16 protein-coding genes and 1 tRNA gene are annotated in these 13,955 nt (G+C 27.7%); 8 read left to right on the top strand and 9 right to left on the bottom strand.

Annotated features, from left to right (window positions below):
- Positions 1-9: 9 nt before the first annotated feature.
- The 4 genes from AACT_RS00840 to AACT_RS00825 are packed head-to-tail and all read right to left on the bottom strand — an operon-like array spanning position 10 to position 2,705.
- Positions 10-774 carry a glucosaminidase domain-containing protein gene (locus AACT_RS00840; protein ID WP_172124074.1) on the bottom strand — a complete coding sequence of 255 codons (765 nt, stop codon included), beginning with the start codon at positions 772-774 and terminating at the stop codon, positions 10-12.
- A 6-nt stretch (positions 775-780) separates the two neighbouring features.
- Positions 781-1,521, bottom strand: coding sequence for a diaminopimelate epimerase (dapF, locus tag AACT_RS00835; RefSeq protein WP_172124072.1), 741 nt, complete (start codon positions 1,519-1,521; stop codon positions 781-783).
- Complete coding sequence (gene coaE / locus AACT_RS00830; protein WP_172124070.1) at positions 1,518-2,108, bottom strand: dephospho-CoA kinase; 591 nt, start codon at positions 2,106-2,108, stop codon at positions 1,518-1,520. Before coaE ends, dapF begins: the two co-directional genes overlap by 4 nt.
- Positions 2,109-2,156: 48 nt before the next feature.
- Positions 2,157-2,705, bottom strand: a complete 549-nt coding sequence (locus AACT_RS00825) for a spermine/spermidine synthase domain-containing protein (protein WP_172124068.1) — start codon at positions 2,703-2,705, stop codon at positions 2,157-2,159.
- A 96-nt stretch (positions 2,706-2,801) separates the two neighbouring features.
- On the opposite strand from AACT_RS00825, the gene purM reads away from it, so the two are divergent.
- The gene (purM, locus tag AACT_RS00820) at positions 2,802-3,797 is read left to right on the top strand and encodes a phosphoribosylformylglycinamidine cyclo-ligase (protein ID WP_172124066.1); all 996 of its coding nucleotides are present in this window, start codon (positions 2,802-2,804) and stop codon (positions 3,795-3,797) included.
- A 52-nt stretch (positions 3,798-3,849) separates the two neighbouring features.
- On the opposite strand, the gene AACT_RS00815 is transcribed toward purM, so the two are convergent.
- The 4 genes from AACT_RS00815 to mqnP form a co-directional block, all read right to left on the bottom strand.
- A complete protein-coding gene (locus tag AACT_RS00815) occupies positions 3,850-4,881 on the bottom strand; it encodes a glyceraldehyde 3-phosphate dehydrogenase NAD-binding domain-containing protein (protein ID WP_172124064.1) in 1,032 nt (343 codons plus the stop codon).
- A gap of 119 nt (positions 4,882-5,000) precedes the next feature.
- Positions 5,001-5,077 (bottom strand) — tRNA-Arg (locus AACT_RS00810).
- A 57-nt stretch (positions 5,078-5,134) separates the two neighbouring features.
- A complete protein-coding gene (locus tag AACT_RS00805; protein WP_172124062.1) occupies positions 5,135-5,938 on the bottom strand; it encodes a GGDEF domain-containing protein in 804 nt (267 codons plus the stop codon).
- A gap of 31 nt (positions 5,939-5,969) precedes the next feature.
- Entirely contained in the window at positions 5,970-6,845 is an 876-nt protein-coding gene (gene mqnP / locus AACT_RS00800) for a menaquinone biosynthesis prenyltransferase MqnP (protein WP_172124060.1), read from the bottom strand.
- Between the two features lie 91 nt (positions 6,846-6,936).
- Between mqnP and AACT_RS00795 the strand changes: the two genes are divergently transcribed.
- The 4 genes from AACT_RS00795 (at position 6,937) to rsmI (ending at position 9,118) form a co-directional block, all read left to right on the top strand.
- Positions 6,937-7,140 (top strand): hypothetical protein, encoded by a 204-nt coding sequence (locus AACT_RS00795; protein ID WP_172124058.1) that lies wholly within the window; start codon positions 6,937-6,939, stop codon positions 7,138-7,140.
- Positions 7,137-8,012, top strand: coding sequence for a tRNA (adenosine(37)-N6)-dimethylallyltransferase MiaA (miaA, locus tag AACT_RS00790; protein WP_172124056.1), 876 nt, complete (start codon positions 7,137-7,139; stop codon positions 8,010-8,012). The genes AACT_RS00795 and miaA overlap by 4 nt, the downstream gene beginning before the upstream one ends.
- 80 nt (positions 8,013-8,092) lie before the next feature.
- Positions 8,093-8,296: a 50S ribosomal protein L31 gene (rpmE, locus tag AACT_RS00785; protein WP_172124054.1), complete on the top strand. Its 204-nt coding sequence runs from the start codon at positions 8,093-8,095 to the stop codon at positions 8,294-8,296.
- A gap of 9 nt (positions 8,297-8,305) precedes the next feature.
- Positions 8,306-9,118: a 16S rRNA (cytidine(1402)-2'-O)-methyltransferase gene (rsmI, locus tag AACT_RS00780; RefSeq protein ID WP_172124052.1), complete on the top strand. Its 813-nt coding sequence runs from the start codon at positions 8,306-8,308 to the stop codon at positions 9,116-9,118.
- A 3-nt stretch (positions 9,119-9,121) separates the two neighbouring features.
- Here the strand turns inward: rsmI and AACT_RS00775 are convergent, their stop codons facing one another.
- On the bottom strand, positions 9,122-10,996 hold the full coding sequence (locus AACT_RS00775; protein ID WP_228720508.1) for a methyl-accepting chemotaxis protein: 1,875 nt from the start codon (positions 10,994-10,996) through the stop codon (positions 9,122-9,124).
- Positions 10,997-11,220: 224 nt separating this feature from the next.
- Between AACT_RS00775 and rlmB the strand changes: the two genes are divergently transcribed.
- From rlmB to AACT_RS00760, 3 genes are read left to right on the top strand one after another with little or no spacing between them, the layout of a single operon-like run.
- The gene (gene rlmB / locus AACT_RS00770) at positions 11,221-11,910 is read left to right on the top strand and encodes a 23S rRNA (guanosine(2251)-2'-O)-methyltransferase RlmB (RefSeq protein WP_172124048.1); all 690 of its coding nucleotides are present in this window, start codon (positions 11,221-11,223) and stop codon (positions 11,908-11,910) included.
- A 15-nt stretch (positions 11,911-11,925) separates the two neighbouring features.
- Entirely contained in the window at positions 11,926-12,735 is an 810-nt protein-coding gene (locus AACT_RS00765) for a hypothetical protein (RefSeq protein WP_172124046.1), read from the top strand.
- A 3-nt stretch (positions 12,736-12,738) separates the two neighbouring features.
- Positions 12,739-13,953, top strand: coding sequence for an LL-diaminopimelate aminotransferase (locus tag AACT_RS00760; RefSeq protein ID WP_172124044.1), 1,215 nt, complete (start codon positions 12,739-12,741; stop codon positions 13,951-13,953).
- Positions 13,954-13,955 lie beyond the last annotated feature (2 nt).

Raw genomic sequence — 13,955 nt, 5'->3', positions numbered from 1 at the left:
TTTCCTTATTTAGTGATTTTGCTGATAATATCTATTATCATATTCTTGCAGATTATTTAGTAAAATTAAATCTTTTAATATTACTAAATATTCATGTGCAATTCCAGAGTAGTTTAGCATAGTTTGGGAAAGAGTTAAACCGTCTGGTTGTTTATTATTAATTCTTTGTTCATATCTTTTTTCTTGAAAAGATTTATATGCTAAATTTCTATTTAAATTTAAAATATAAGCACTTGTTGAATCCTTTAGACTTGAAAAAACTCTAATAAAATGAGATGAATTAATATTTCTTCTTTTTGGAAGAATTCCTATTTCTTCATTATAAGTCCAATGTCCAAAGATATTACTAGCTTCTTTTACAAATCTGCTTTTCCCCCATGCACTTTCAACTGCTGCTTGTGCAATTGCTAAAGATGGAGGAACTATATCAATTTTTTTCTGATATTCATAAAGTGTATAAATATTTTTGATTTTATATTTTTGTTTTATTGAAAGAAGTTTATAAAAAGTAGGAGAATCAAAATCTATATTCAAAATATTTGAACCTAATACTTCTTCTACAAAACGTCTTTCACTTTTTACTCTATTATTCTCTTTTGCAACTATTTCATACATATGATTAAAAAAATAGTTCTTAGATTCATTAATATCACTTATTTCATAATACTCTGAAGGAAAGCCATTCCCAAAACTGTGTATTTGGAAAGAACCAAATAAACAAAGCCCTAGAAGTAACTTTCTAGCTTTTTCCTTTAAAACTTTTAAAAAAATCATGTATTCTTAAAAAGTAGTTACAAAAACTTTTTTTACAGCACCTTTAAAATAAATGATGCCATCTTTTTTTGAAAGAGTTAATTGCTCACCACTTTTTGGATAAACAAATGTACTACTGTCTACTAGTTTTAAATCATTTGCTCTTAAAAAACAAGCAGCCATCCCAGTTCCACAAGCTAAGGTTTCACCCTCAACTCCTCTTTCATATGTTCGCACTTTAATAATTCCATCTTCAATTTTCGCAAAATTTACATTTGTATTATATTTATATCTCATTTTTGCACATAAGTCATGGTTATACAATTCTAAATCATCTACTATAGTTACTAAATGAGGAACTCCAGTATCTACTAAATACCAAGTAAATCCATCTTCAATAAACTCCTCTTTTACTACTATTGGAGCAGTTAATTGAGTTTCAACGATATTTCCTTCAACACTTGATTTTATAAGTCCAGCACCTGTAAGAAATTTCATTTCAGAAGAACTAACTAAATTATTTGTAAAAGCATAGTGAGAAACTGCTCTTGTGGCATTTCCACACATAGCAGCATCACTCCCATCGCTATTGTAAAATAACCATTTAAAGTCAGCTTCACTACTTGGAACGATTACTACAAAACCATCAGCTCCAATTCCTTCTGTTCTATTGCATAGTTTTATAGCATCATTTGTATAATCTTTTTCAATAAATGAGTGAGTGATAACAAAGTCATTTCCACTTGCACTATATTTTGTATATGTCATATAATCTCTCCGATGATTCTTTCTACTTCAGCTTGTAAATGTTTTAAATTTTGTGAATTGTCTATTACCATATCTGCTAATTTTTTCTTTTCTTCAATATCCATTTGGTTTGAAATTTTTAGTTTTGCTTCATTTTCATCTATATTATCTCTTTTCATAAGTCTTTGAATTTGAATATCTTTTGGAGTATATATAACCAAAGATTTAGGAATTGGATAATGCATTTTTTCAAAAAATAAAGGTATATCTACAAAATATGGTTTATTTTGTTCTTCAAATATTTTTGATTCTTTAATGATTTCATTTTCGATTAGTGGATGTAAAAGGGCTTCTAGTTTTAGTTTATTCTCTTCATTCGAGAATATTATTTTACCTAATTCTTTTCGTATAACTTTACCATTTTCAACATATTTTTCACCAAACATACTAGCAATTTTATCAGAATTTTCATCCAATAATCTATGTGCTATAAGGTCAGCATCAATAGTTAAAAAACCATGAAGTTTAAATAGGTTACAAACAGTACTTTTACCTGTTGAAATTCCGCCTGTTAGTGCGATTGCGTTTTTAAATAAATCATTACTCATAAAGAAGATTCTACAATAATAATGATTTATTTATATTTAATAGAATAATTATCTTTTAGCTATTCCAGTTAGTGCTCTGTGTTCAGCAGCAGGAAATACAAAAGATGCATTGTGGATTTCAGCAGAATAGTAGTTTAAACCATCTAATAAATCAGCTCTTTGAAGATTTATATCTGCTGTTGGATGATATCTTTTTGAAGCAATAATTGAAGTGTTATGTCCAAATTTAAATGGCATTGCAATCGAGAATTTTGTTCCAACTAGTTTTAAATCTGCAAATAATTGATCTTCATCTCTTGAAAATGCTTTTGAAGCGAAAGAGATTAAACCATCTTCTTTTAAAATTCTTTCAATGTTAGCTAATAATAATTCATCAATTTTAACATCAGTTAAAATTACAACATCTATATTTTTTTCATTTTTAGAAGTTAATAATGATGTATCTCCAAATTCAATATTTGAAACTTTATTATGCTTAGCAGCCTGAGCTTTCATGTCTTCATTGTTTGAACCAATAATTAGTACATTTGAAGCTTCTTTATGTGTGCACAAAGGTAAATGTACCATCATTTCATTAAATGCGTTAGTATCTTTCATTCTATATAATCCTTAATATTTATAAACATTTTGCTATAATACCAAAAAAATTTAATTAATCGCAAGAATTAGAAAATAGAATAAAAAAGGTGAATAATGGCAACAGTTAGTTACAAAGATGCTGGGGTTGATATTGATGCTGGAAATCAGTTTGTAGAAAATATCAAACCATATGTAAAATCAACAATGATTCCTGGAGTTTTAGGTGGAATTGGTTCATTTGCAGGTGCATTTGAATTACCATCAGGTTATAAAAAACCTGTAATACTTTCAGGAACAGATGGAGTTGGAACAAAACTAAAACTTGCAATTGATGCAAAAAAATTCGACACAGTAGGAATTGACTTAGTTGCTATGTGTTCAAATGATTTATTATGTAACTTTGGAGAACCATTATTTTTCCTAGATTATTACGCAACTGCTAAACTAGATGTTGAAGAAGCTACACAAGTTGTAAAAGGTATTGCAGAAGGTTGTATTAGATCTGAGTGCGCACTTGTTGGTGGTGAGACTGCTGAAATGCCAGGAATGTACAAAGAGGGTGATTTTGATTTAGCTGGTTTTTGTGTTGGAATTGCTGAAAAAGATGAATTAAATAGAATTGATAAAATCAAAGCAGGTGATACTTTAATTGCATTACCATCTTCAGGTGTTCATTCAAATGGGTTCAGCTTAGTGCGAAAATTACTTTTAGAAAAATTAGGAATGTCTTTAGATGACGATTTCCAAGGAAAACCATTAAAAGATGTTTTATTAGAGCCAACTAGAATTTATGTAAAAGAATTCAAAGCAAATAAAGATAAAATCAATGCTTTAGCACATATAACAGGTGGTGGAATTACAGAAAACTTACCAAGAGTTTTACCTGATAATTTAAAAGCAGTTGTAAAAAGAGCAGATGTAAGAGTTTTACCAATCTTCCAATTTATGGCTGAACACGTAGAACTTGAAGAAATGTACAGAACATTTAATATGGGTGTTGGTATGGTTTTAGTAGTAAGTGAGCAAAATGTTGACGCAGTTTTAGCAAACACAGATGGTTATGTGATTGGTCATATAGCTGAGGGTGAAAAAGGTGTTGAATTTATCTAATATTTTTTAGATAGATTAAAAAAGGGTGAGTTTACACAGTTATTTTACTGGCTCACCCTTTTTTTATGCTCTTATAATAATCTAAAATCTCCACTACTTTTGATGCATATCCCCATTCATTGTCATACCAAACTATAATTTTTATCATATGATTGTTTTTAACGTCTGTATATCTATGATCTATAATAGTTGTTTTATTCTCTTTTTTAAAATCACTAGATACAAGTGGTTCATAATTATTTAATACAATTGGAAATTTCTGATTTTTCTCATACTTCTCAAATAGTTCTATAATCTCATCTTTTGAACACTCTTTTTTTGTCATTAAAGTTACATTTATAACACCCACTGTATCAGTAGGAACTCTTAATGAACTTGATGAAATAAGTTCATGATTTATTTTGCCTAATACATAAGAGCATGCACTAATTGTAGTTGTTTTATTTGGAATTATATTTTGAGTCGAAGATCTTCCAAATTCAAAGTTATATTCAACATCTCTTGTTTGACTAGAAACAAAGTTACCATCTAAAACCCTTTGATGATTTAGAAGTGGATGAATGGTTACTATATCACCACATAAGATTTCATACTTATCATCTATGATTTTAAGGGCGGGAAGTAGCGCTGTTGCATTACATGAACTTGTTGATATAATTTTGTGAATGTTTACATCAAGATTTTGCTCATTTACACCTAAAATGATATTTATATCAGCAAGTGAGCTTGGATGTGTTAGGAATATAGCTTTAACTGGAAGATTTTTTAGAAGATTAATATCCTCTTTTACTCCACTTGCATCTATAATAATATCAATATTTGATAAATCAATTTCATTTAAATTTTTGTGATTTAATACTTTGATTTTATTGTTTGAGTTTTCAATAAAATTGTTTTGTATCACTTTAAATTTATCAGAAATATTTCCATATGTTGAATCATGATTTATAGAGTAAACAATATTTTCAAGATATGGATTTATTTCATTTATAGCAATTATTTCAAAGTTTTTATTTTCAAGAATTATTTTTAAAATAGCTTTACCAATACGACCAACACCATTTAATAATATTTTAGTTTTCATAGTTTTAAGACCTCAGTAATTTATTTTCTGATGTGTATTAATTTGTGATTTTTATTTTTAATATAAAGTCAAAAAGCCCGATTTAATCACTGAACCAATGCTTAAATCGGGCTTCTAAGTGGTACGCCTGGTAGGATTCGAACCTACAACCGCCGGGGCCGAAACCCAGTGCTCTATCCAGTTGAGCCACAGACGCGTTTGTTTTAGGATGGGAATAATAGCATAGATAAACTTAATATTAATTTTAAAAGGTTTATCTGCTTTTTTGTTTATTCTCATACATAAGTTTATCTGCTTTTGTTAATATCTCAACAATACTATCATCTTTTTTATAGTCTAAGAGACCATAAGAAAATGAAAATTGTAAATTATCAATTTTTGCAGATTTTAATTTTTGATTTGAAAGTTTTTCTTGAACATCTTTCATTTTATCTTCAACATTTATTTCACTAATAACATCTTCACCAAAAAGTATTATAAACTCATCTCCTGCATATCTGATTATATGAACTGAAGGATAATTTAATTGTGATTGTAAAAATTTCACAAGATATTTTAATACTTGATCTCCAATTAAATGTCCATAGGTATCATTTATTGTTTTAAATTTATTAATATCAAGAAAAGCGAACTTACCATTTTCTGGAAATTTTTCTTCTTTTAAATAAGAATCATTAAACCATTTTCTATTATAAGCTTGAGTTAAAGTATCTGAAAATAACTCTTTTTGTAAAAAACTAATTTGTTTTTGCATATCTGATATCTCATCACTTATACTAGAAAGTGAAACATCATCTTTATCCAAAATAGCTTTTTGTGCTTTTTTCGTACTTGAATGCATCTGTGTTAAATTTTTACTTGTTTTTTCAACAATTTTATTTATTTTATCTGTGCTATAACTTAATTCCTTTTCCATTAAAAGATTATCTTGTAAGTCTAATTTTAATTCTTTTGCAATTTGATCAAAAACTTTTAAATAATCTCCTGGAAGAATAATCTCATTATTTTTTAGATTTTTAATTGTCAAAAAAGTTATTTCTTTTAGTTTTGTCGTCATATCATCATTCACTTTCGGTATTTTTTATTGATTATACAAAAATATTATCAATTATTATAAGAATTAAAAAAATTATTCCTAAATACCCATTTACTGTAAAAAAAGCTCTATCGATTTTTCTAAAATCTTTATTTACTAAATAATGTTCATAAGATAACATTAAAGCACTAATTATTACTGCAAGATAAGCAAAATAAGAACTTCCTGAAGTTATAGCAAACAATAACCAAAAAGCTATTGTTAACATATGAAATATTTTTGATATCTTCATTGTTTTTTCTGCACCAAATTTAGAAGGAATAGAATGAAGTCCCAGTTCTTTATCTACATCAATATCTTGAAGTGAATAAAGTAAATCAAATCCAGCTACCCAAAACATAACTCCAATACTTAAGGCTATTGACCAAAAAGGTATAGTTTCACTAACTGCTACAACTCCTGCAATTGGAGCTAAAGCTAAAGAAATTCCTAAAATTATGTGAGCCAAATAAGAAAATCTTTTGAAATAAGAATAAGACCCGATAATAATTAATATAGGAATAGATAATTGTAAAGCTAAATCATTTATAAAATATGCCACAAATATAAAACCCAATGCATTAGCAAGGGTAAAAACAAGCATTTGAGATGCAGAAATTCTTCCATCTACATTTGGTCTATTTATTGTTCTTGGATTTAAAGCATCTATGTCTCTATCCATATATCTATTGAATCCCATTGCAAAATTACGTGCAGTTAAAGCTGCAAATATTCCCAATACAAAAAGTTTCATACCAAACCAAGCACTACCATTTACTTGTCCTGATGAAACTACCATGGCTATAAATATAAAAGGTAATGAAAAAATAGAGTGTTTGAACATAACTAGTTCATTGAAATCATTTAGTTTTTTAATAATATTATTCATAAATTGGATTGTATCAAAGATAATATTAAAAATATTAATATAACCTTTTTCTAGTTATAATCTTAAACATTTTATATTATGAAAGAGTTAAATGAAAAAAAGTTCAATACTAATTATCAGTCTATTCACTATATTTTTATTAAGTGGATGTACTTCAAAAGCCCAAACAGATATTATAGATTCAAATTCAAAAGACATAAATGATTTAATGAAAACTCTAATTCAAAAAGAAAAAGACATTAATGAACTAAATAAAAAATTAGAAAATTGCAAAGAGCAAAAGACTAAAAAATGAAAGAAATAGCAATCATTGGCTCAACAGCCTCTGGAAAAACTGCCTTATCTTTACAAATAGCTCATATTACAAACTCTGTTATCTTGTCCCTTGATTCACTTTGTGTTTACAAAGACATAGAAATTGCATCTGCAAAACCTACTCTTGAAGAAAGAGGAGATATTATTCATTTTGGAATTGATGAAGTTTATCCAAATGAAGAGTTTGATGTTATTAAATTTATTGAACTTTATAAAAGAACTAAAGAATACTGTTTATTAGAAAATAAAAATCTTATTATTGTAGGTGGAACAGGTTTTTACCTAAAAGCGCTAATAGAAGGCTTATCACAAGGTGTAGATTCAAAAACTAAACTTGACATACCAATTGATGAAGCCTATGAACTTCTTTACAATTTAGATAAAGAGTATATGCAAAAAATAGAAAGAAATGACAGGTATAGAATAGAAAAAGCTTATGCAATTTATAAACAAACAGGATTATGCCCTACTTCTTATTTTGAAGAAAATCCTAAAATTCCCGTTGCGAAAGATTTGAAAATATTTGAAATTCTTTGGGAAAAAGATGAATTAAAAAAAAGAATAGCAAAAAGAACAAAAATCATGATTGAATCAGGCTTAATAGATGAAGTGATTTTTTTAGAAAAAACTTATACAAGAAAGCCTAATTGTATGGCTTCCATTGGTATTGTTGAAACTCTTGAATACTTAGATGGTAAACTTACAAAAGAAGAACTTGAAGAAAAAATTTCATCAAATACAGTTAAACTTGCTAAAAGACAAAATACTTTTAACAAGTCACAATTTACGAATAAAACTTCAAATATAATAGAAGACTTAAATTCAGATATTATTAAGTATTTTTTGCTATAATTGCGCCCCGAAGAGTTAGGTAAAGGGCTTGCAATAGACTCGACCTTTTATCTAACAATAATTACAATTAAGGAAATGGAATGAAAAAAGATATTCATCCAGATTATAAAGTTTGTACAATTTCTTGTGCATGTGGTAACGAGTTTCAAACTAAGTCAAATGTTGAATCATTAAGAATTGATATTTGTTCTTCTTGTCACCCATTCTTTACTGGAGAGCAAAAACTTGTTGATGCTGCTGGTAGAGTTGAGAAATTCAAAAACAAATATAACATGGCTAAATAGTACTCTATTGTGCTGTGCTTAGTTCCCACTCCAATAGGAAATCTTGAAGATATTTCTCAAAGATCTTTAAGAATTCTTGTTGAAGCGGAACTTATTTTTTGTGAAGATACTAGAGTCACAAAAAAACTTCTAAATCTACTAGGAGAAAGAAATAACCTAGACTTTTCCAACAAAGAATACAAATCTTTTCACTCTCATAATGAAGATAAAATATTAAAATCATTAGATAAAGAGACTTTTTCTAAAAATGTTGTTTACGTAAGCGATGCAGGAATGCCTTGTGTTAGTGATCCAGGTGCTACACTTGTAGATTATTGCATAAAAAATGAAATCCCTTATGATGTACTTCCAGGTGCAAATGCTATTTTAACAGCATATGCTATGAGTGGATTTTCTACTACTACTTTTTCTTTTTATGGATTTTTAGACCATAAAGGAGTAAGTCGTGCTTCAAAACTTGATGATATTTTAAATGATGATAAATTATCAATACTGTATGAGTCACCACACAGACTTCTAAAATTACTTGAAGAACTAAGTATAAAAGATCCAAATAGAACAATATTTTTAGCAAAAGAAATCACAAAACTACACCAAAATAGCTATAAAGATACATCTTTAAATCTATTTAATAAATTTAAAGATATAAATATCAAAGGTGAATGGGTAGTAGTTATCAAACCAAAAGAGACAATTGGTTTTAATCTAGATTTAAATGACATCCAAAATCTAGATATAGCTCCTAAAATAAAAGCAAAATTAATAGCAAAAATGACAGGGCAATCCATAAAAGATGTATATCAAAAACTTCTAGAAAATTAATTTCTAGAAGTTTCTTTCCAAAATATCCAACTGTTTTTGAATATTTTCAATAGCAGATATACTATAAATTAATCTATCAAAGTTCTCTTTTTTATTTGCAATAAAACTATTACTCTCTTTTGATTTTGTATATATTTGTTCTATTGAAGTATTTATATCGCCCATATCAGTAGAAATTATACTTAGTTTTTTACTACTGTTTGTGATATTTTCACTTATTTCTTTTATATTATTTATTGTGATTTTTACAGAGGCATTACTTTCACCTAAACTCGTTTGCGTTTTTCCAGCTAATTTTTTTACTTCATCAGCAACAACTTTAAAACCATTTCCAAACTCCCCTGCCCTTGATGCTTCAATTGCTGCATTTAGTGCTAAAAGATTTGTTTGAATTGCAATACCTGAAATTGATGATAGGACTTTTTTAATATCAGATGCACTTTGTGTTAAAACTTCCATATCATTTACTAATTGTGAATTTGTATTAACATTATCCATTATTTCTTGAGTAAAAGTAGTAAATTTATTTGTTACATCATTTATTACAACATTTCCCTCTTTTGTATTCTCATAAACAAAGTTTAAAATATTAACCATATCTTGAATTAAGGGAAATGCACTTTTAAGATTTGATAATAATGTTGTTCTAACCCTTGATAGCAGCTGATACTTATGTATTTCACGCTGTTTAAAATAACCATAAAATGATGAGTATTTATCTACAAAATTATCCACATAATCATCATAATATTCATTGTCATCTTCTACTTTATAGAAAAACAGTGCTGTTAAAGTCTGATTGATATTAAGTCCCAATAACTCTCCAAAAGTAGAATATCCAGCAAGTGGAATGTCATTAAATGTTTTTAAAGAGTTTAAATTTCCACTATTAAATAATCTTCTTAAAATACAATCATTTAATATTGCACCTATTGGCTCTTGTTTTTTCATTGATGAATAATTTCTATAATCAATTTGTGTTTGAGAAACAAACTCTTTGTTTTTTACTAAATATAAAATATCGCCAAACGAAATATCACAAAAAAAGGAAATGCTTCTATTTTCAATATCAACCTTTGATACAGACCGAATATAAAGTTCATTATTTACTTCAATTGCAAAATTATAATCCACAAGTTTTGAAGATAAATCATCTAACTTACAATTTAGATATTCACATAATACATCTACAATATTAATAATTTTATTTCCATTTACATCAAGTACACTTTGAACACTTCTATTTAACAAATTTGATTGAGCAACAATAAAGTTTAAATCAGTTTTTTCACAACTTTGAGATTTGAAAACTCCATACTTCATATTTTTTTTCATTTTTATCAACATAATCACAGCTTTGTGTCTTGTCGTTTCTTCATTATTAAAAATATAACTCTCTTGAAAATCTAGCTTTCCACCTGATGAACCACCTATTAATAAACAAGGTAATTTACCACTTTCATAAACAGCTTCTGTTAAAAAACTCTCACTATTTGATAATCCATCAACAATAGTCAAAGCAAAACAATCTGTATGCTTTATTTTAAAAGGAATATTTAATCGTAATATTTCATTTTTTATTTTGCTTATTCTTTCTTCATGAGAAATTGTTTGACTTGTAATATTTTCACTAAATAAAGGTATTGTTAGTACTTCTACTTTATCAATTATATCTTCACTAAAACTTTGTAATACTATATTTTGCCAAGATCCATTTGCTTCATGATAAAGAGAGTCTTTTTTCTTATCTAAATCAAATGTACAAAGTTCTCCTGCTGTTGTGGTAAGAACCACTTTTGTTTCATCGGGAAATACTGATTTAATTTTTTTAGAAATCACTTCAAAATTCAAATGAGGAGATATAAATCCAAGTACCAATTTAGGCGCATTTTGCTCAAAAAATAAACTATTTATCCTATCTTACAAATTAGTATCATCAGTGTCTAATACACGAATAAAATCATTCTCTATATTTTGCATTAATTTCCTCCATCCAATTATTATTAAAATTAATTATAGCCTAAAAATGTAGCTTATTTAAAGCTATAAAATTTATAAAAAAACAAAGAACTTTATTAACATAATTTAGATATAATCCGCCTATGATAATATATGGAAAACAAATTGTACTTTATGTACTTGATAAACACCCTCATTTAATAGAAGAAGTTTTTCTTTCAAAAGAAATTGATAAAAAACTTTTTACAAGATTTGCAAAACTTGATAAGAAAATCCATAAAGTGGATAATCAAAAAGCTCAAGCATTAGCAAAAGGCGGAAACCACCAAGGTTTCATTTTAAAACTAACACATGCTGAATATACAGACATTAAAGAATTCAAGAAAATGAATTTTATTCTTGTTTTAGATGGTGTAACAGATGTTGGTAATATTGGAGCAATTGCTAGAACTGCTTATTCTTTAGGAATTGAAGGTTTAATAGCAGCTGATATTAAAACAGTTAATGACTCAGGAATTCTAAGAACAAGTTCAGGTGCTTTACTTGATTTACCTTTTGCAATTCACCCAAGATCAGTTGATTTAGCAAGTGAATTAATAGATGCAGGTTTTACACTAATTGGTGCAACAACAGATGGTGTTGACCTAAAAAAATATGGAAAAATTGAAAAAACTGATAAAGTAGCTCTATTTTTAGGAAGTGAAGGAACAGGAATTTCTCCAAAAGTTAGTAAAAAACTTGATTTAAAAGTATCTATTGCTATGGAACATGAATTTGATTCATTAAATGTTTCAGTTGCAGCTGGTATTTTAATATATAACCTAAAAAGATAATAAAGAAGAAAAGTCGTGATAAAAAAATTTATTTTAATAGCTACTCTTTCTGTATTTGCAAATGCAGACTTGAATGAAAAGATACAAAACTTACTTGGGTATTCAGATTATAATACCCATAGAAATTTAATCAATCATCAGTTTGGTAACCAAAATGAATACTATTCAAATGGTTATGTAAATTATGCAAAACTTACTCAAGGGCTTGAAAATAATGGCTTATTAAAATTAAATTTTGGTTCAACTCAAAATATTGATGTGACTTTCAATATTCAAGGTAATACTAAAAAATCAATAAAAAATTTAACTGATATATTAAAAGTTTTAGGACATCAATATTTCATAACACAAGATGAAACAGTTGTTGATAATACTTTTAAATGGACTATCAAAGTAAAAACCGCAGCCGCCATAAGCCCTCTCAGATTATCTCAAGAGTTACAATCAATAAATTGTAATATAGTAGATATTAAAAGAGAGGGAAATTATAAATGGGATTACTCAATTGATATGAGAAATTCTACAATTTATAAAGCGGAAAATTTAGTTGGAAACAATCAATTATCTTTAAAAAAACCATCAAAACCTTACATGGTGATGATTGAAAATGCTTCAAGAATTTCTATAAATTCAAATGCAGGTAATTCTTGGTATCCAAGTGTAGTTTTCTATGACAGTGATTTCAATATGATTGAAATTCATGAAGAAGATAGTTTGCATAATAGTCTAAGACTTAGTGTGCCTAATAATACTAAATATATTAAAATTGATGATTTATATTCTCTTGCTAATTTAAAGCGAGGGATTACTATTACTAAGGAGTAAAGAATGTTCCCAGAAATTGAATTTGAAAGAATGAAGAGACTTCCAAACTATGTGTTTGCTGAAGTTAATAATATTAAAATGGAAGCAAGACGTGCAGGTGAAGATGTAATTGACTTTTCTATGGGAAATCCTGATGGTCCTGCTCCTCAACATATCACAGATAAACTAATTGAAGCTGCTGCAAAACCTAAAAATCATGGTTACAGTGCAAGTGCTGGTATTTATAAATTAAGACTTGCTATTTCTAACTGGTATAAAAGAAAATATGATGTTGATTATTTAGATCCAAATAAACATGTATGTGCAACAATGGGTTCTAAAGAAGGTTACGTTCATTTAGTTCAAGCTATTGTAAATGTGGGAGACGTGGCTGTTGTTCCAGATCCAACTTATCCTATTCACTCATACGCTTTTATGTTAAATGGTGCAGCTGTTCATAAATTTGAATTAGTGTTTGATGATGTATTTAAAGTTGATGAAGATTTATTTTTTCAAAGATTACAAAAAACAATTGATGAATCAATTCCAAAAGTAAAATTTGTAGTCGTAAACTTCCCTCATAACCCAACTTGCGCTACTGTTACACCTGAATTTTACACAAAATTAGTAGCAATGGCTAAAAAAGAGAGATTTTATATTATCTCAGATATTGCTTATGCTGATATTACTTTTGATGGTTATAAAACTCCATCAATTTTCCAAGCTGAGGGTGCTTTAGATGTGGCAGTAGAATGTTTTACATTAAGTAAATCTTATAATATGGCAGGATGGAGAGTTGGTTGTATTGTTGGAAATGAAAAACTAATTGGTGCGTTAAAAAGAATCAAATCATGGTTAGATTATGGAATGTTTACTCCAATTCAAATTGCTGCAACTGTAGCACTTGATGGTCCACAAGATTGTGTTGATGAACATATTGAAAAATATAGAAAAAGAAGAGATTTAATGCTTGAAGTATTTGCAGAAGCTGGTTGGAAAATGAATAAGCCAAATGCATCTATGTTTATTTGGGCAAAAATTCCAGAATGTGCAGCACATTTAGGAAGTATGGAATTCTCAAAACAATTACTTACACAAGCACAAGTTGCAGTAAGTCCTGGAATTGGATTTGGTAACTATGGTGACCAGTATGTAAGAATTGCATTAATTGAAAATGAAAAAAGAATTAGACAAGCTGCAAAAAATATAAAGAAATATTTAAAATCATTAGAAAAATAGGA

It is taken from the genome of Arcobacter acticola (assembly GCF_013177675.1).
Classification (GTDB): Bacteria; Campylobacterota; Campylobacteria; order Campylobacterales; family Arcobacteraceae; genus Aliarcobacter; species Aliarcobacter acticola.
This window is presented reverse-complemented; position numbering and strand designations above follow the sequence as displayed.